The sequence below is a fragment of the Paraburkholderia phytofirmans OLGA172 genome (assembly GCF_001634365.1).
GTDB lineage: Bacteria > Pseudomonadota > Gammaproteobacteria > Burkholderiales > Burkholderiaceae > Paraburkholderia.
The window spans coordinates 1,473,308-1,490,881 of the sequence record NZ_CP014579.1; the positions used below are offsets into that span (position 1 = coordinate 1,473,308).

12 protein-coding genes and 4 pseudogenes are annotated in these 17,574 nt (G+C 57.0%); 13 read left to right on the forward strand and 3 right to left on the reverse strand.

The window, feature by feature from the left end:
- Positions 1 to 24 precede the first annotated feature (24 nt).
- The 7 genes from AYM40_RS26685 (at position 25) to AYM40_RS26715 (ending at position 8,920) form a co-directional block, all read left to right on the forward strand.
- Positions 25 to 1,116: an LLM class flavin-dependent oxidoreductase gene (locus tag AYM40_RS26685; protein ID WP_063499152.1), complete on the forward strand. Its 1,092-nt coding sequence runs from the start codon at positions 25 to 27 to the stop codon at positions 1,114 to 1,116.
- A 464-nt stretch (positions 1,117 to 1,580) separates the two neighbouring features.
- Positions 1,581 to 2,621 (forward strand): aldo/keto reductase, encoded by a 1,041-nt coding sequence (locus tag AYM40_RS26690; protein WP_063499153.1) that lies wholly within the window; start codon positions 1,581 to 1,583, stop codon positions 2,619 to 2,621.
- A gap of 48 nt (positions 2,622 to 2,669) precedes the next feature.
- On the forward strand, positions 2,670 to 3,845 hold the full coding sequence (locus tag AYM40_RS26695) for an epoxide hydrolase family protein (RefSeq protein WP_063499154.1): 1,176 nt from the start codon (positions 2,670 to 2,672) through the stop codon (positions 3,843 to 3,845).
- A 560-nt stretch (positions 3,846 to 4,405) separates the two neighbouring features.
- Positions 4,406 to 5,467, forward strand: a complete 1,062-nt coding sequence (locus AYM40_RS26700; protein WP_063499155.1) for a porin — start codon at positions 4,406 to 4,408, stop codon at positions 5,465 to 5,467.
- A 107-nt stretch (positions 5,468 to 5,574) separates the two neighbouring features.
- Entirely contained in the window at positions 5,575 to 5,814 is a 240-nt protein-coding gene (locus AYM40_RS26705; RefSeq protein WP_063499156.1) for a hypothetical protein, read from the forward strand.
- Positions 5,815 to 6,035: 221 nt separating this feature from the next.
- Positions 6,036 to 6,641, forward strand: a complete 606-nt coding sequence (locus tag AYM40_RS26710) for a hypothetical protein (protein WP_063499157.1) — start codon at positions 6,036 to 6,038, stop codon at positions 6,639 to 6,641.
- Positions 6,642 to 6,994: 353 nt separating this feature from the next.
- On the forward strand, positions 6,995 to 8,920 hold the full coding sequence (locus AYM40_RS26715) for a sigma-54-dependent Fis family transcriptional regulator (protein ID WP_158515331.1): 1,926 nt from the start codon (positions 6,995 to 6,997) through the stop codon (positions 8,918 to 8,920).
- A 54-nt stretch (positions 8,921 to 8,974) separates the two neighbouring features.
- Here the strand turns inward: AYM40_RS26715 and AYM40_RS26720 are convergent.
- Together AYM40_RS26720 and AYM40_RS26725 are read right to left on the reverse strand one after the other, a co-directional pair.
- A pseudogene (locus AYM40_RS26720) lies at positions 8,975 to 9,235 on the reverse strand (DDE-type integrase/transposase/recombinase); the annotation flags it as partial.
- Positions 9,236 to 9,464: 229 nt separating this feature from the next.
- Positions 9,465 to 9,770 (reverse strand): annotated as a pseudogene (locus AYM40_RS26725) (integrase core domain-containing protein); the annotation flags it as partial.
- A gap of 45 nt (positions 9,771 to 9,815) precedes the next feature.
- On the opposite strand from AYM40_RS26725, the gene AYM40_RS26730 reads away from it, so the two are divergent.
- Positions 9,816 to 11,189: an IS30 family transposase gene (locus tag AYM40_RS26730; protein WP_063499158.1), complete on the forward strand. Its 1,374-nt coding sequence runs from the start codon at positions 9,816 to 9,818 to the stop codon at positions 11,187 to 11,189.
- A gap of 31 nt (positions 11,190 to 11,220) precedes the next feature.
- On the opposite strand, the pseudogene AYM40_RS26735 reads toward AYM40_RS26730, so the two are convergent.
- Positions 11,221 to 12,098: pseudogene (locus AYM40_RS26735) on the reverse strand (IS3 family transposase); the annotation flags it as partial.
- A gap of 309 nt (positions 12,099 to 12,407) precedes the next feature.
- Here AYM40_RS26735 and AYM40_RS26745 point away from each other — a divergent pair.
- From AYM40_RS26745 to AYM40_RS26760, 5 genes and pseudogenes are all read left to right on the forward strand, one after another.
- On the forward strand, positions 12,408 to 14,045 hold the full coding sequence (locus AYM40_RS26745) for a flavin-containing monooxygenase (protein WP_063499160.1): 1,638 nt from the start codon (positions 12,408 to 12,410) through the stop codon (positions 14,043 to 14,045).
- Positions 14,046 to 14,327: 282 nt separating this feature from the next.
- Positions 14,328 to 15,146 carry an SDR family NAD(P)-dependent oxidoreductase gene (locus AYM40_RS26750; RefSeq protein ID WP_063500722.1) on the forward strand — a complete coding sequence of 273 codons (819 nt, stop codon included), beginning with the start codon at positions 14,328 to 14,330 and terminating at the stop codon, positions 15,144 to 15,146.
- Between the two features lie 196 nt (positions 15,147 to 15,342).
- Complete coding sequence (locus AYM40_RS43185; RefSeq protein WP_082855330.1) at positions 15,343 to 15,819, forward strand: alpha/beta hydrolase fold domain-containing protein; 477 nt, start codon at positions 15,343 to 15,345, stop codon at positions 15,817 to 15,819.
- An 11-nt stretch (positions 15,820 to 15,830) separates the two neighbouring features.
- A pseudogene (locus tag AYM40_RS43190) lies at positions 15,831 to 16,256 on the forward strand (alpha/beta hydrolase fold domain-containing protein); the annotation flags it as partial.
- A 389-nt stretch (positions 16,257 to 16,645) separates the two neighbouring features.
- Positions 16,646 to 17,554 (forward strand): SDR family NAD(P)-dependent oxidoreductase, encoded by a 909-nt coding sequence (locus AYM40_RS26760; protein ID WP_236721101.1) that lies wholly within the window; start codon positions 16,646 to 16,648, stop codon positions 17,552 to 17,554.
- The last annotated feature ends 20 nt before the right edge of the window (positions 17,555 to 17,574 follow it).

Here is a 17,574-nt window from a genome sequence, read left to right on the forward strand (position 1 = left end):
ATTACTTAGGTAGAGGAAGCTTAAATGAAGCTCGGAATGTTCCAAATGCCGTTGCACCCGCCAGGTCGCTTGCTTCAGGAGACGCTCAAGGAAAATGGCGACAAGGTCATTTATGCGGATGAACTCGGTTTTACGGAGGTCTGGGTTGGAGAGCATTTTTCAGCGACGACGGAGCCGATCAGCGCGCCGATGATGTATATGGCATCACTCCTCAACCGTACACGCCAGATCAAGTTCGCGACAGGAGTCGTCTCTCTTCCCAACCACCATCCGGCGATAGTGGCGGCAGAAGCCGCTCAGTTTGACCATCTTAGCGATGGCCGGTTTATTTTCGGAATCGGACCATCCGGTCTCGCGAGCGATCACGAACTTTTCGCCAATACCGACGCCGCGATGCGGGGCGAGCGGCTGATGGAATCCATAGAAATCATTCAGAAGATTTGGGCCCAGGACCCGCCCTATGACATCAAGGGAAAGCACTGGCATATCAAGCTCAATGAAAATGTCGTTCCGGCGATGGGTATCGGCTTCATGCCGAAGCCGCTTCAGGAACCCCATCCACCGATCGCTATGTCAGCAATGTCGCCTTTCTCAAGCAGCATGAAGACGGCCGGCGAAAAAGGCTGGATCGGCGTTAGCGCGAATTTCTGCGCTGAGTACATCGTTGGCAGCCACTGGAAGAAATACGTGGAGGGATGTGAGTCGGCCGGTCGCAAGGCTTCCGGCGACGACTGGCGCGTCGCCCGCAACGTGGTTGTGGCGGAAACCGACGAGCAGGCGTTGGAGTGGGTGATGGATCCAAAAGGCGGAAACTATTACTACTTTGGCTATCTGATCGAAGTCATGCGGCGCGCGAACTACACCGTCATCCTGAAGGAAAACCCGGATGATTCCGACGAGACCCTGACCGTCGCGAACCTGACAAAAAACCAGGTCATTTACGGTTCGTCCAAAACCGTGACGGAAAAACTCGCAGCGTTTCGCGAGAAGGTCGGCCCGTTCGGCACGCTTCTTTTGGCATCAATGGACGCCAGTGGCCGTAACCGTCATCGCGAATGGGAAACCATGCGCCGACTGTCGCACGACGTGGCGCCGGCGCTCGCGAAAATGAAATGACGTCACGATGTCCACGCTCCGATAGCCCGGCGGGTGGACATCGTCGGAGGCGTCATGACGGCGAACGCACGCTGCTGACCGTGGAAGCGATCGAGCAAACATGAGCGCCGCAATGAGCGCCGCAAAATCCACTCTCCCTGAAGCCGCCCACGTCAACAAACCATTCGACGGGGTCGTCGTATTGAAGGCCGGCGCGCTTTGCTTGGAGGCATGCAGATCCACCCACACTGTGGCGGGAACGGAGCCGAAAAGTCTACTTTTCTGAATATTGTCATGGGTATTCTGCGCCGCAATCGCAATCGCAAAGACGAGGCGCAAGTGGAGAAGAAAAAGAAATAGGAGGAGAGAACTGTGCATATTTCAAGAAGGCGCTTTCTCACATTTGAAGCATCGGCGGTAGCTGCTTCATTGTTCGACACGCGGGGGAAGGCAATCCATACCGACAACGTGAAGGAGTTTCAGAAATGAAGCAGTTGGCGAAGCGCAAGCTGGGTAATTCAAACCTTCTGGTTAGCCGAATGGCGCTGGGAACTGTCCCATTGAGCGGTCTCGGCGCCCGCACGACCTACGACGATTTCGAAGGAACGATTCAGGCAGCGCTGGATCAAGGAGTGCTCTATTTCGACACCGCACCTGGCTACGGGAACGGGCGAACAGAACATTTTCTAGGGCATTTCCTACGCGCAAAGGAACTGCGCCCTGACGTCGTCATAAGCACGAAGGTTGGACGGGTCCTTAAGACGAGGAGACGGGCCCGGAAAACCGACAAGGTGATTTTCGGCATCGAATGGATCGACGGACTGCCTTTCGTAGACGAGTTTGACTACAGCTATGATGGGATCATGCGATCTTTCGAAGACAGTCAGCAGCGCTTCGGGATCGATGACATCGACATCATCCACGTCCATGACATTGGCCGCTTATCTCACGGTGATGACAATGACAGATATTGGACCCAACTGCAGGACGGCGGATTCAAGGCCCTACGCGAGTTGCGTGAAAGTGGTGCCGTGAAGGCCGTGAGCATCGGTGTGAACGAAACGGCTGCGGTCCTCGATATGGCGAACGAGTTCCCTCTCGATTGCTGTCTCATCGCGGGCCGGTACACACTGATCAACGACGAAGCGTCGTCACATTTCTTCCCCGAATGCGAGCGCCGCGGTATTGACGTGATTGCGGCTGGGGTTTTCAACTCGGGAATTCTCGCGGGGGGCTCGAAAGGCTCCAACAAACTGTTCGATTATGCCGACGCGCCTCAGTCGATCATCGACAAGGTCAAAGCGGTCGAGGAGGTCTGCGACGAGTTTAGCGTGGCCCTACCTACAGCCGCCGTGCAATTCGTCGCGGCTCACCCTGCGGTCGCCACCGTCCTGGTCGGCGCAAAGAGCCCAGCGGAAATTCAGCAGAATGTCGCAGCCCTCACCGCAGCTATACCTGTGGAATTCTGGGAGAAGCTAAAGGCGCGGAAACTGGTTGGTAAGCAGATCCCGACTCCTGTCGTCTGAAAGGATATTGCTCTTCCCGCTTAACACGCAAAAAGGTAATCAAATTAAATGACTATTGAGAATACCGCCCAACAGCGTGAGGTAATCCGCGAGTTCAGGATTGAAATACCGCAGTCTGAGCTCGACAGTTTGAAGCAGCGGCTTCGAGACGTGCGCTGGCCGGAGGAGGAGCCAGTCCATGACTGGACACAGGGTGTACCGCTCGCAAAAGCGAAAGCTTTGATCGACTACTGGCGGGACCACTACGATTGGCGCAGGATCGAAGCCAGGCTCAATTTCTTCCCTCAATTTCTCACTGAGATCGATGGGCTGGACATTCATTTTCACCACATCAGATCGCCGCATGCGGAAGCGTTACCGATGATCATGACCCATGGATGGCCGGGGTCGACAATTGAGTTTCTAAAGGTCATCGAGCCTCTTACAAATCCAACAAAATTCGGCGGAAGCGCATCTGACGCCTTTCATCTGGTTATCCCCTCCCTACCGGGACATGGTTTTTCAGGAAAACCTCGCGAGGCGGGATGGAATGCCGAGCATACCGCCAAAGCCTGGGCCGTCTTGATGCAGCGGCTGGGCTATTCCCGTTACGTTGCGCAGGGCGGCGATTGGGGGTCGACTGTAACGCACTTCATGGCATCGCAACGACCCAAAGGCCTCCTCGCGGGACATGTTTGCTGGCCGCTTGTCTTCCCTGCGACGATGCCCACCGACCTGACACCGGAGGAAGCGAAGGCGTTCGATGCAGTCGAACGCTTTAAGACGGATGCGGCTGGATATCATCACCAGCAGGCAACGCGGCCGCAAACACTGGGTTACGCCTTGGCGGACTCTCCAGCCGGGCAGGCAATATGGATATACGAGAAATTCAACGAGTGGACGGACAACAACGGCACTATTGAAGAGTTGTTCACCCTTGACGAGATGCTCGACAATATTTCGATCTATTGGCTTACGAATTCTGGCGGTTCTTCGGCGCGCTATTACTGGGAGAATGCCCGCGGAACTACAGGGACGAACTTGGCCTTTGGCCGGATCGAGTTGCCAATGTCTGCGACGATCTTCCCGAAGGATATGTACGAAGCACCGAGGCATTGGGCTGAGGCGAGCTGGCCTAACCTTGTTCACTGGGGAATATCGGAAAAAGGCGGTCATTTCTCGGCTTGGGAGCAACCGGAAATAATCGTAGGAGAGGTCCGCAAAGCGTTCCAGTGCTTCCGTTGACGGACGCGACACCGTCCCTCGCCACTTTGGCAGGATCAGGAGCAACGTCGCCACTAACGGGCCGGCCCTGAATATCCCGTAGGGGCGCGGCGCGCTGAGCCTTGAGGTTGAAATGGTGATGTGCGATTTGCAGGAGCCTGGGCACACTAGGAGGCATCTTCGTGTCCGAAGAGTCGGCTGGTACGGATGTGGATAAGCGAGGTCACGTTTCGCAAATGTTGTCGGGGCGCTACCGGCTCGGAACTTTCATGCTCTGGTTGAGGTACTTCATAACGGAAAACGACGACGTCGGAGCGAGCCGCGCCTGAGTATCGCAGTGCCATGAAGAAAGAAGGAAGGAGTTGACGAACCGAATTTAACCGCATCATATATTTAGTTATGCAAATAAATTAACAACGGTCTGGTGAATAACGAACATCTACGGGACGAAAGTGCGGGGTCGCAGGATGAAATGATTTTTCGCAGTTCGCGATAAGCCGGTACCGGAGGAATCGGAATACGGATATGCGGACCGGCTTGATGAGCGTGCTGACGTAAAACTATCAGGTTTGGAGACAGCAATGATTCGGAAAGACGCGGTTTGCAAAGGCGCGATATGCAGCGCGTTATGTCTGACGGGTGCGATGGCGCACGCACAATCGAGCTTCACCCTTTACGGTATTGTCGATTCCGGCTTGATGTGGCAGTCGCGCACACCAAACGGCGGTGGCAGTGCTATCTCGGCTCTCGACGGCGGTTGGTCGCCATCGGTCTGGGGCGTCACGGGCGCCGAGGACCTGGGCTCTGGCTACAAGGTACATTTCAAGCTCGAAGGCGGCATGTCGACGACCAGTGGAAGCATCGGCAACTCAAACGGCGGTTTGTTCGGGCGTAACGCTTATGTCGGCATGAGCGGTCCATTCGGGCAGATCAACGCAGGTCTGCAGTTTTCGCCATTCTTTCTTTCGGTGTATTCGGCTGATCCGCGTGGCCTGCCGCTTTTTGCAGATTCGCTGATTCCGTATCTCAACAACTTTCTGATCACCGGAATCTTCGACAGTAACGCGCTGGTGTACACGTCTCCGACCGTCGCGGGACTTAGTGGTTCGGTCGAGTACGCATTCGGCAACGTAGCGGGAAGTTTCGCCGCGGGACGGCACATCAGCGCGGCCCTGAACTACAACAATGGCCCGATCAGCGCGACCGCATCGTATTTCGAAGCTAAGGATGCGACGAGCGGCCTGACGACATTCCGTGGCGAGAACATCGGCGCAGGGTACAGGCTCGGTCCCGTGACGGTGAAGCTTGTCTTCACGACGTATCGGAATCCGTCTTCGGATGCGGGGTTGGCGAACGTCAATGTCTATACAGCCGGTGCGCAATGGGACGTGAACAGCGTACTGACACTGGATGCTTCTGTGTGTGCGTCGCGTGACAGGAACGTGACGGCCAACAAGTCTATGCTCTATGGAGCAGGGGCTCAATATCTGCTGTCGAAACGCACAGCCCTGTACGCCCAGGTCGGCGTTGTCGACAACAAGGGCGCAATGAACACCACGCTTGCGGCAAACGCGGCCGCGTCGCTGAGTCCGCCGCAGGGAACGACGGTGGGTGTCAACGTCGGTATCAGACACGAATTCTAGGATCCGTTTGCCGGAGCACAAGAAAGAAGAGGTCGCTCCGGCGCGCTTCAAATCTCACCGGCTGCGACTTGTTTGAACGCGGTTGTCTGAGTGTTATGGAGAGGCGAATGATGGTGCTGGTGCCAGTCAAGAGAATGGTCGACCAAGCTGTCGGCTTGAACCTCATACAGAACGTCGTTTACTCACAGGAGACTATATTGAAACTCGGACTTTTCCAGACGCCGCTTCACCCTCCGACACGGACGCTGCAAGAAACACTGAAGGAGGATGGCGACAAGATCGTTCACGCCGATCAGCCAGGATTTTCGAAGGTGTGGGTCGGAGACGGCAGCGAGGCGTTTTCATAGGGTGAGCTTTGCGCGTTTTAGCAGCGATCGAAAAAATCGGAAGCCGCCATAAAAATACGGTGGCCCAATCGGTAATGAAGATGAGGAGACAGCAATGGGCATAGAATCGAAAGCGCGTTCGCCGTTCGACGCGCCCGTTAATTTGTCTGGTCGAACGTCTGTAGAGTTGTCGGATGTCAGGTCCGAAGTGGTGCCTTTCAAGGTAAGGCGCGGCAGTCACGATGGCGCTAGCGCAGATCCGGCCGGAGGGCTTGCTGGCCGCCCACGTCAGCTTCCTCTTGGTGGTGCCCGAGAAAGTGCCCGCGAATCCTACTCCCGAAGAAAAGATCGCCTACGACCGCCTCGCGCTATTCTGGGAGGAAGAGAGCGGATATTTCAAACAACAGTCCACTCGACCGCAGACACTGGGATATAGTCTGGCGGATTCAGCCGCCGGCCAGGCGATGTGGCTATACGAGAAATACCGAGCATGGTCTGACAATCAGGGCGAGCCGGAGGACGCATTCACAACAACGCAAATGCTCGACGCCATCTCGATCTACTGGTTCACTAACAGCGCGGCTTCTTCGTCACGGATGTATTGGGAGATGACCCACGGGTCGCAGCCATTTGCGTTTAGCGCGGGGAAGGTTGAACTTCCGATGGCGGCCACAAGGTACAGGAAAGACAGCGTTGTGGCCGCGCCAAAGGCCTGGGCAGAAGCGCTTTGGCCAAACCTCTATTATTGGAACGAGGCCGAAAAAGGGAACCATTGGGGTGCCTGGGAGGATCCCGGATTCTTCAGTCTTGAGATGCGAAAGCGTTCCAGAATACCCCGTGGGCATTGATCAGGCATCGCGGGAATTTTAATGGCAGGCGGCCGGTTCCGTGTATGCACTGCCGCTACAACGCGAACGCGCAAGACAGGCGGCAGGTGCGCACGCAGGCTTTTGAAGCGCGGGAAACCGTGACTGGCAACCCAATTCAGGATCGCCTTTTCATATAAATCAGGAATGCTGATGTTAAACGACTTCGATCGCTCGACCATCAACAATGTGACATTATCTTTCCAAGGTATATTCGGCAGTTAGGCCGATGGTGGACGGATATCGTTGATGATATATTGATGACCAAAGTTGACCGCCTCGGCCTTCCTGGCGGGAGACGCCCGCGTAAATGCAGGTCGAATGGGGAAATTGGCGTGACTATCGTCGCCCTGGATCAGCTTGGTTCGACGGACTACGCGCGAAGCGTGGAACGCACATGGGAGCGCTTCATCTCTGATCGCCCGATCGACGACGGCGCAATACGCGAGGTTGTCCTGAAGTCTTGGCAGCGCTGTCAAGCATTCGGAGTCGACCCCGCGCAGCGGACCGCATCGGCCAACGCCAATAAAATATATGTGCAACAAGGCGGATGGTTGAACGCTTCGGTACGAGCCGGCCTTGATGACATTGCCTCCTGTCTTGCGGAGACACGCTCGGTAGCGGTGGTCGGAGATCTGAGCGGAACGATCTTCAGCGTGGCGGGTGACCGCGACCTTGCGGAAGTGCTTGCCTTCTCCAGTGGAATTTTTGCCGGAGCGAATTTAAGCGAGCACTATGGTGGCACAAACGCGGTCGGGACTGCGTTGGCACTGGGTGGCCCTGTAACTATTCTTGGCGGGGAACATTTCTGTCAAACCGGTAAGGCGTGGAATTGTTCGGCAACTGTCATCCGCGATCCGGTAGACCAAAGCGTGATCGGAGTGGTCGACATTACCAATTCCGCGACAACGCCGCCAATGCTTACTTGCGCCTGCGTGACTACGCTGGTAGAGCGCATTCAATCGCATTTGGTGCACCAAGAACTGTTCGGCCGCACCCGTCTCATTGAGGGCTTTTTCGAACAGAGACACCGCTCCGACGAAATTGTAGCTTTCGACCGACGTGGGCGGATCGTAAAGTCAACGCCGGGTGCAAAGATCGACGGTTTCGCCCTCCGTGAGGAAGAGCAAATTCCCGGACTTGATCGAGATAGCATCGAGCGGTGGAATTTCGAGCGATTGCCCAATTGGATAAGGCCAGAATATCTGTCGCCCGTTGAAATGAACGGCGTTTTGTTCGGGGGAATAGTTCGCATCCCGTACGGTGGACCGCGCCGGGCGAGTGCGCCTCCTGCGATCAAGACTTTATCTTCCGGGCTTCGACAGCTGGCGGAAGCTTCACCGTCCCTGCTTGCAATCCTTGTTCAAGCCGAACAGATAGCATCAAAGCGCTTACCGGTTTTACTACAGGGAGAGACAGGCACTGGTAAGGACGTCTTGGCTAAGGCGATCCACGAGGCCAGTTCCGTTTCCGCAGGGCCGTTTGTGGCGGTAAACTGCGCCGCCTTGCCAAGGGAGCTTATCGCTGGCGAGTTGTTTGGGCATGCGGAGGGTGCGTTCACGGGTGCTCGACGCGGCGGTGCGAAAGGCCGTTTCGAGGAAGCGAATGGCGGCACCATTTTTCTCGATGAAATCGGTGACATGCCGATCGATTTGCAACCTTATCTTCTTCGAGTTTTGGAGGAAGGCGCTACATCTCGTCTCGGCGAATCAATCCAGCGTCGCATCAATGTACGCGTGATCGCGGCAACAAATCGGCCGCTGGAGTATGACGTAGCCGAAGGGCAATTCCGCTCGGACTTGTTCTATCGGCTCGATGGAATCTGCTTTCATCTGCCCCCGCTCCGTGAACGCTCCGGCGACATCCCAAGCATCGTCCGCAGCATTTTACGAACCCTCACGCCCGCCGCGGAAACTCCGCCCGAAGTGGGTACCGACCTTCTGGAAATTTTAAGCGCGCATGACTGGCCGGGAAATATACGAGAACTTCGCAACGTTCTCGCGCGAATTATTGCCCTGTCAGACGACGAGCTTCTCGACGCTCGTGTTTTGCAGGGCAGGCTCGGTCCTCGCGCAACGACGCGTCGACCGGAATCAAACGGACATATGTTGAGCAACGTGAGGGAAAACGAACGAAAACTCATTCTCGACGCAGTCGCAGCGACCGGCGGCAGCGCAACTGATGCTGCGAAGGCTATTGGGATTTCCCGTGCCACCATTTATCGACGCCTCAAATCCTATCGTGCCGCTCATAAGCTATAACGCTATACACGGTACTGTCACGTTGTTGGTGGTCGAGCGAGTGAAGACGTTGAGCTCCGCCCGGTTGTTCAGTCCTTTGTGCCGCCGGTGCTCCACGTTCAGCCAAAGGTCCCTGTTTGCCGCGGCGTAGCTCCTGAGCTTGTCGGTGATCAACACACGGGGAGCGCGGCCACGCTTCTTGAGCAGCCTGCGTATGAGCCGCCTGGCCGCATGCCTGTCGCGGCGACTCTGCCCCAGTACGCCGAGTACCGCACCGTACTGGTCCACCGCGCGCCACAGCCAGTGCTTCTTGCCGTTGATGGTGACCACCATCTCATGTTCGCGTACGCGCTCCAGCTCCGAGACTTGCACGCCCGATCATTTGCCGCCTCCGCAGGTAGTACATGGCGTTGCTGACGTTAGGCTTGCGGCACAATTCATTGACCTTCGCGGCCAAGTCGGCTTGCTTGAGCGTAAAACGCGATTTGCGTCCGGGTTAGCTTGCTCGCCTTCACGGTATGTGCACTCGGTTCGACTCGCCGGGATCATGCCAAATTTGTAGTGGTCAAGTTATTTCGGACAGGCCGATAGGTTCTTTCACTGTCGGTTTCGCCTCGTAGGCAGCGGGCGACAGATAGCCCAAAGTCGAATGCAAGCGTACGGTGTTGTAGAAACCGACGATGTACTGGTTGATGTCGCGTCGTGCCTCGTCGTGATTGGCGTACTGACGCTGCCACACGCGCTCCATTTTCAGGTTCAGGAAGAACCGCTCCATCACCGAATTGTCCCAACAATTTCCTTTGCGGCTCATGCTGCAAACTACGTGATGCTGCCTGAGCAAGGTCTGGTATTCATCGCTCGCGTACTGGGCGGATTCAACCGGTCGTCGCAACACCTTTGATCGAGGAGGTGTTGCATGGCACGAAGTGCAAAGCAGGTGTATCGGCTGACAGGGCGAGAGGCGATGTACTCGCCGGGTGCGCCATCACTGGGACATGAGATCGAGCGTCGGTTCTGGCAGCAGATCGCGACCGGCATTACAAGCGAGAAAGCAGCGGAGGCGATAGGCGTATCTCAAGCGGTAGGCTCGCGCTGGTTCCGCTATCGTGGCGGCATGCCACTATTCATGTCGAAGCCTGTCGCTGGTCGATATCTGTCGTTCGCTGAGCGAGAAGAGATAGCATTGCTTTCGGTCCAAGGCCTCGGGGTGCGCGAGATCGCCCGACATATTGGACGCAGTCCATCAACCGTTTCGCGAGAGCTCACGCGCAACGCGGCGACACGTAATGGGTGTCTCGAGTATCGTGCTTCGGTCGCGCAGTGGAAGGCGGAACGGTTCGCCAAACGACCAAAACCAGCGAAGCTGGCAACTAATGCACGTCTGCGCCAATACGTTCAGGACCACCTGGAGGGCAAAGTACGTGACGCCAATGGTCGTGAAATTGCCGGGCCCAGACAGGCACCGTTCAAGGGGCGAAATAAGCCACATCGCGGTGACCGAAAGTGGGTCAACGGCTGGTCACCTGAACAAATTGCTAATCGGTTGCAGGCTGATTTCCCGGATGATGAGTCTATGCGCATCTCTCACGAAGCCATTTATCAAGCACTCTATATTCAAGGGCGCGGCGCGCTCAAGCGCGAGCTGGTGGGTTGCCTTCGCACCGGGCGCGCCTTGCGCGTTCCCCGGGCGAGAGCGCGCGCCAGGGCGTGGGCGCACGTCAGCGAGGAGGTGATGATTTCCAGCCGGCCTGCAGAGGTGCAAGATCGTGCTGTGCCAGGCCATTGGGAGGGTGATTTGATTATCGGCTTAAACCGATCAGCCATCGGGACGTTGGTGGAAAGATCAAGCCGCTTTACGATGCTTGTGCACTTACCTCGCGAGAAAGGCTATGGGCTAATTCCACGCACGAAAAACGGGCCTGCGCTCGCCGGCTATGGAGCTGTGACGATGGCCAACGCACTCAAGAAGACCGTGGCGGACTTGCCAGCTCAGTTGTGGCGATCATTGACTTGGGATCGTGGCAAGGAGCTGTCCGATCACGCCCGCTTCACGATCGAGTCCGGCGTGAAGGTGTTCTTCGCTGACCCGCACAGCCCATGGCAGCGTGGTACGAACGAAAACACCAATGGCCTTCTACGACAATACTTTCCAAAGGGCACAGACCTGTCCCGGTGGAGTGCTCGCGAGATCCAGGCCGTTGCTAACACATTGAATACCAGGCCCCGGAAAACACTCGGCTGGAAGACGCCTGCGGAGGCCTTGGACGAATACCTAAAATCTGTTCAATAATCTAGTGTTGCGACGACCGGTTGAATCCGCCCTGGCTGCCCCGGTCCGAATGTAGGACCAGTCCCGGCGCTGGCCGACGCTGCTGTAGCGCCATGGCCAGTGCCGACACGACCAGGCTCGCCGGCATGGTGGGTGCCATGGACCAGCCAACCACCTTGCGTGAGTACAGGTCCAGTACGACCGCCAGATACAGCCAGCCCTGCGCCGTGCGGATATACGTGATGTCCGAAACCCACGCGCGATTGGGCTCGGCCACGTCAAACTGGCGGTCGAGCACATTCTCCGCCACAGGTAACGTATGCCTGCTGTCGGTAGTCGAGACGAACTTGCGTTTCCAGCTCGTGCGCAGGCCGGCTTCGCGCATCAGCGTACGTACCCGGTAGCGCCCAATACGCAACCCCTGCTCCCGTAGCGCATGCATCACACGCCGGCTGCCGTAGCTCGCGCCGCTGGCGGCGAATGCTGCCTTGACGTGAGTCTGTTCCTGCAGGCTCTTTACGCTCGCTCTGGCACGCCGGTGCGCATAGTAGCCAGACCGGCTCACCTGCAAAACCCGACAGGCATTACTGACCGATATGGCCTCCTGTTGCAAGTGCGTTACCACCCGGTAGCTCACTTCAGTTCCCGTGCAAAGAAGGCCGACGCTTTTTTTAACAGCGCGTTGTCCTCCCGCAATTGCCGGTTCTCCGCTTCGAGTTGCCGGATGCGCTGCTGTTCCGTCGTCAACGGCTTACCCTCGCCAGGACCACCCGTGCGCTCTGCGTCGTACTGCGCCACCCAGCGCCGCACAGCCGTCTCAACCAGATCCATCGACCGGCTAACTTCGCTGACCGATAACCCCTGCTCGCGTACCATCCGTACCACTTCCAGCTTGAAGCTGGCGTCAAATTGTCGGCGCCTTCTTGTCATCTATCGTCTTTCCTCGTCGATTCAGCATTGTCCTCCTATCGACCTGTCTGAGGAAATTAGACCACTACAATTCTCTGCTTTCGAACCGTACCGTTTTCTGAGGTGGCGTCAGCCGCAGATTGAGACTTAATGAGACGGGAGTCGCAAATTGAGACTGCGTGGCTAGCTTAGAGACTGCATGGCTAGCTTAAATAGTTGATTCGTTGTGTTTTTTCTCTCGTGATGAATTGGCACGGTGCTTGCGAAATGAGGCGTGGCAACAGCGGCCATCGCTGGCGAGCCGAAACAAGCTAACGAGAGGAAACGTAGATGACCAAGAGCGACGCAGGGCAGCAATCGCGAAGTGAGAAGGTTGAAGAACTTGACGTACTTGTAGTAGGAGCGGGATTTGCCGGTCTATACCAGCTCGATCGACTTCGATCACTTGGGTTCAACGTCAAGATTTTTGAGGCCGGGGCTGAGATCGGCGGTGTCTGGTATTGGAATTGTTATCCCGGAGCAAGGGTAGACAGCCAAGGCGCGATCTATCAGTTCTCACGCGAGGATTTGTGGAGCGACTGGAGCTACGACGAGCTATATCCGTCACGGGAGCAGGTGCGAGGATACTTCCAGCACGTCGATAAGAAGCTCGGTCTAAGTCGTGACATAAGGTTCAACACTCGCGTGCGCAGCGCCGAGTTCGACGAAAAAGCCCGCCAGTGGATTGTTCGCGCAAACGAGAACGTTGTCGTCAGAGCGCGCTTCGTTGTGGTCTGCGCTGGGTTCGCCGCCAAGCCTTCCGTGCCTGCTATTGAAGGCTTGCAAAGCTTCGCCGGCCCTTGCCATCACACGGCCCGCTGGCCACAGCATGGAATCGATATGGCTGGAAAGCGAGTTGGTGTAGTCGGCACCGGCGCGAGTGGCGTTCAGGTCGTTCAAGAGGCGGCCAGCGTTGTATCCAAGCTCACCGTGTTTCAGCGGACGCCGAATTTTGCACTGCCGATGCGGCAACGGCAGCTCGATCCGGAGGCAAAACAGAAAGAGAAGGCACTGTACGCCAGCCGGCTTGAAATGCGCAGCAAGACATTTGCCGGCTTCGACTTTAATTTTCTTGAGCAGTCCGCGCTCGATATGTCGCCTGAGGAGCGCCACGCAATTTATGAGAAATTGTGGGAAAAGGGCGGATTTGCTCCCGCGCTGGCGACGTTTCAGGATGTGCTGTTGAGCGAGGAGGCGAACCTCACTGCGTATCAGTTCTGGCGCGACAAAGTTCGGGCGAGGATTGTCGATCCCGTCGTGGCCGAGAAGCTGGCTCCTACGAATCCGCCTCATCCATTCGGAGCTAAGCGACCGTCGCTGGAACAGACTTACTACGACGTCTTCAACCAGGACAATGTGGAGCTTGTAGATCTAAAACAATCGCCAATCATCAGCGTTACGCCGAGTGGGATCAAGACAAGCGACGGAGAACATGAACTGGACGTCATCGTATTGGCGACAGGGTTCGACGCCGTGACCGGCGGGCTGACAAGCATGGACATCAAGGGGGTTCGAGGGGAGACCCTTAAGGAAAAGTGGGCCGACGGCGTCACCGCCCACCTCGGCACCGCCACGTCCGGCTTTCCGAACCTGTTGTTCATCTACGGACCGCACAGTCCCGCCACGTTCTGCAACGGGCCTACATGCGCTGAATTGCAGGGCGAATGGATCGCCAAATGTCTCGATGACATGCGTCGCAGGGGAGTCTCCAGGATCGAGTCGACACCAGCCGCTGACGATGCGTGGGCAACGCACGTCGATGAACTGGTGAGCGGCACGCTCTTTCCAAGGGCGGACTCGTGGTACTTGGGGGCAAACATACCAGGCAAGAAGCGCCAGATGCTCGCCTATCCGGGCGGCGTGCCGATGTTCCTGCAGAAATGCAACGAGTCGGCTGAGCGCGGTTATGAAGGTTTCGTGCTGAGTTGACACTCGCGGCATGTTCGCCTGCGAGAGGGCCGCCGAGCCGGCATGCCCTGAGTTGGCGTTCGCACATCGCGGCGTTGGAGGACATCAATGGCCTTGCAAACTCCGAAGTTCGTTGGAGTGGCGCTTGGCATGCAGATCAGTATGTAAGCCGTACGCGGCTGGCAACCAAGTCGCGGCGCGACGAACTGCCCGGCTCCAGAACTGCAGCATCATGTTGTAGCGTCGTTGCCGGAGCCGGCTACGGAAAGAACAAGATTACTGTTCAAAAAAATGGAGATGACGATGACTGACTATAAGAAGCTCTTTCAACTCGACGGTAAGGTCGCTTTGGTGACAGGCGCGGCGGGTGGTATTGGCTCTGAAGCATGTCGTGCACTTGCTTCCGCTGGCGCAGCAGTGCTCGTGACAGACTTTTCCGCGGAAAAGGGCAGCGCAATCGCAGAGGAACTCCGCTCCGCCGGAGCGAGGGCCGAGTTTTTCAAGCTTGACGTGACGAGTGATCAAGCTTGGCAGAATGCCGTCGAGAAGGCCCGAGAGGAATTTAATGGACTCGATATTCTTGTCAATAATGCCGGCAGTCAAAAATTGCACTTTCTTTGCGACCATCCGCTCGAGGATCTGCACACAGTTCTGAACACGAATCTCGTTGGCACCTTTCTTGGCTGTCAGCATGCCGTTCGCGCCATGCGGCCGGGCGGAGTGGTTGGGCGTGGCGGCTCGATCATAAATCTGGCATCCGCTCTCGCGATGACCGGCGCGATCGCAAGCGCATCGTATTGTGCGTCGAAGGGTGGGGTCCTGAGTATGACGAGAGCCGTCGCAGTGGAATGCGCACAGCTCAAATTCGGAATTCGCTGCAATGCTATTTTACCCGGGCTGACGCGGACGGAGATGGCCAGTAGCTTCTTGGACGATTTCGCCAAGCTCGGCCTGTTCGAAACGGCGGAACAATCAGAGGCGGCCTTCCTTGCAACCATTCCAAATGGGACATGGGGTTTGCCACGAGATATTGCTGGCGCCATGGTCTATCTGGCGGCTGACATCTCGCGCCATGTGACCGGTACTCACGTCAGCGTCGACGGCGGATACTTGGCGCTCTGATTTGGCCACACAGGGGCTTTTGAGCGAAGTGAGCACCGCTTCGGGTCAAGAAAAACGCGCTAGTCCAAGCGTCTGGCGCCCGGTTCCGATTCCATCGGAACCGGGCGCCAGGAAGTGGCTTGAAATAACGAACTGGAAGTGAGTGGCGCGCGACGGGCCCGACACCTCAACCAAAAATGAATGGAGGAGACACGCGATGGCAAGCGCCAAATCAGAATCTCTGGCTAACCTGTACAAGAGTTGGTCCCAGGCGATGCGGGCCAATTCCAACATGTCGCTGGACGAAATGAGGGACCTGTTTTCCCATTGGGGGGATGTGACGGCCGAGCCGGGCGGCGTCGACTACATCGAGATCGAGGCGGGCGGCGTGCCGGCTATGTGGGCGATTCCGAAGGGAGGCTCCTTGGACCGCGCGCTGCTCTGTTCGCATGGTGGAGACTACGTGGCGGGCTCAATGTACACGCATCGCAAGATGTTCGGGCATATCGCCAAGGCCGTCGGCTGTCGCGCTCTGATCGTGGACTATCGCCGGTCACCGGAAAATCCGCACCCCGCCCAGGTGAACGACATGACAACGGCCTACCAATGGCTGCTCGACAAGGAGGGCGTGAAGTCCGAACGCATCGCGTTCGTGGGTGACTCGGCGGGAGGCGCCTTGGCGCTGACCGCCTAGCCAACGCACGCGAGCGCGGCCTTCCCCTGCCGGCAGCTACAATGCCGATCTCGCCGTGGGCTGGCTGGGATACCTCCGCAAAAACGTACGACACCAATGCGCACCGCGATGCCATTTTGACCCGCGACATCACCAACGCACTGGGCTCGCTGTTCATTGGCGAGAAGGGTGACCCCAAGCACCCGCTGGCCAATCCGCTCTACACTGACTACGCAGGCTTCCCGCCGATCTACATCACGGTGGGCGAAGCCGAGACACTACTGGATGACAGCCGCCGCATTGCACAACGCGCGCGCCAAGCCGACGTCGAGGTCAAAATCGACGAGTATCAGGACATACAGCACGTATTCCAGATCATGGCCGGCGTCGCACCCGAGGCCGATGCCGCCGTCCAGAGGATGGCGCGCTGGGCGAAACCGCGTCTCGGCTTGAAATGAACTTCGGAGCTTCATCTTAGGCTGCGGGAGCGCACGCAGGCTTTTGATGCGTGGGAAACCGTGATCGGCAACTCAATGCTGGATCGCCTCTCCTAATCAATCAGGAATACTGATGTTAAACGTATTCACTCTCTCGACCATCAACAATGTGAAAGTACCGTTTACACCCTCTGCAAGGGATTCGTTTTTCGGGGGCAAGCTCATGACGGGTGACAGTTCACGACGCTTCTCGCACTTGGATTCCTGGACCGCCGTGCAAGGGTTTCCCCCCGTTTAACCTAGCTGGACCAAATGCTATCGTTTAGATAGTTACTAGCATTATAGTAGTTACTGATCAATCAGCCTGCTTAATTTTTTCGAAGCATCTGAGATGCCGGCAAGAGTCATGCATGAACCGGCAAAGACGCATTATCCGGAAACCAACGGAACGAATGACATACATCCGGGTTTCCGGCAAGAATTTCTCATTAACAACTCGAGCTGGACGTAACCCACGCGCTCAAGTTCCAGCTCGCGCAATTAAGGAGGCCACCATGGCATTTAAAGGTTTTGATCTAACCGGAAAGGTCGCTGCAATCACGGGTTCCACCTCGGGCATAGGCCTCGAGATTGCGCGAGGACTGGCGCAATCGGGTGCAAAGATTGTGGTGTCGAGCAACGATAAGGATGACACGCTGGGTGCGGTCGATCGCCTTAAGGCGGAGGGCTTTGACGTCAAGGGCGTGACGTGCGACATCACGAAGCTGTCGGACGCGGAAGGATTCTTCGAAAGCGCCACCTCGGCATTTGGAAAAGTCGACATTCTGTCGCTGCAGGCTGCCGGGCCAGCGCCGCAGGGATCCACGGCAGACGTCACGACGGACGATATTGACCGTTTGTTCTCCGAGGTTCGAAACAATGTGGTTCTGGTCAGGAAGTTCCTGCCTTCGATGGCTGAACGGAAATACGGGAGCATCATTTTGATGTCGAGCATTTCGTCGTTGCGAGCGAACCCGGTGCTTGGCGCGTATGGGGCAGGTAAGGCGGCCCTGACGAGCTTCATCCGCAGCATTGCAGCCGAATGGGGTGCACACAACATCCGGGCGAACGCGATCGCGCCCGCCATGGTGCGAACGGGCTTTTCCAAGGCGCTCTGGAACGACCCCCAGACGGAGTCCCGGATCGCCGCGAGGGCACCACTAAATCGTATCGCCGAGCCGTTAGACCTCGCTGGACTCGCGATCCTGCTTGCTTCGCCGGCAGGTGAGTACATCACGGGTCAGGCGATCCTGGTTGACGGAGGCAGGACGATCCTTTAGGCAAGTGCTGAAAGCAAGTC

What these genes read in the sequence shown, in the direction of transcription:
- AYM40_RS26685 (WP_063499152.1), top strand. Translation starts at nt 25, where the DNA reads ATGAAGCTCGGAATGTTCCAAATGCCGTTGCACCCGCCAGGTCGCTTG.
- AYM40_RS26690 (WP_063499153.1), top strand. Translation starts at nt 1,581, where the DNA reads ATGAAGCAGTTGGCGAAGCGCAAGCTGGGTAATTCAAACCTTCTGGTT.
- AYM40_RS26695 (WP_063499154.1), top strand. Translation starts at nt 2,670, where the DNA reads ATGACTATTGAGAATACCGCCCAACAGCGTGAGGTAATCCGCGAGTTC.
- AYM40_RS26700 (WP_063499155.1), top strand. Translation starts at nt 4,406, where the DNA reads ATGATTCGGAAAGACGCGGTTTGCAAAGGCGCGATATGCAGCGCGTTA.
- AYM40_RS26705 (WP_063499156.1), top strand. Translation starts at nt 5,575, where the DNA reads ATGATGGTGCTGGTGCCAGTCAAGAGAATGGTCGACCAAGCTGTCGGC.
- AYM40_RS26710 (WP_063499157.1), top strand. Translation starts at nt 6,036, where the DNA reads ATGGCGCTAGCGCAGATCCGGCCGGAGGGCTTGCTGGCCGCCCACGTC.
- AYM40_RS26730 (WP_063499158.1), top strand. Translation starts at nt 9,816, where the DNA reads ATGGCACGAAGTGCAAAGCAGGTGTATCGGCTGACAGGGCGAGAGGCG.
- AYM40_RS26745 (WP_063499160.1), top strand. Translation starts at nt 12,408, where the DNA reads ATGACCAAGAGCGACGCAGGGCAGCAATCGCGAAGTGAGAAGGTTGAA.
- AYM40_RS26750 (WP_063500722.1), top strand. Translation starts at nt 14,328, where the DNA reads ATGACTGACTATAAGAAGCTCTTTCAACTCGACGGTAAGGTCGCTTTG.
- AYM40_RS43185 (WP_082855330.1), top strand. Translation starts at nt 15,343, where the DNA reads ATGGCAAGCGCCAAATCAGAATCTCTGGCTAACCTGTACAAGAGTTGG.
- AYM40_RS26760 (WP_236721101.1), top strand. Translation starts at nt 16,646, where the DNA reads ATGAACCGGCAAAGACGCATTATCCGGAAACCAACGGAACGAATGACA.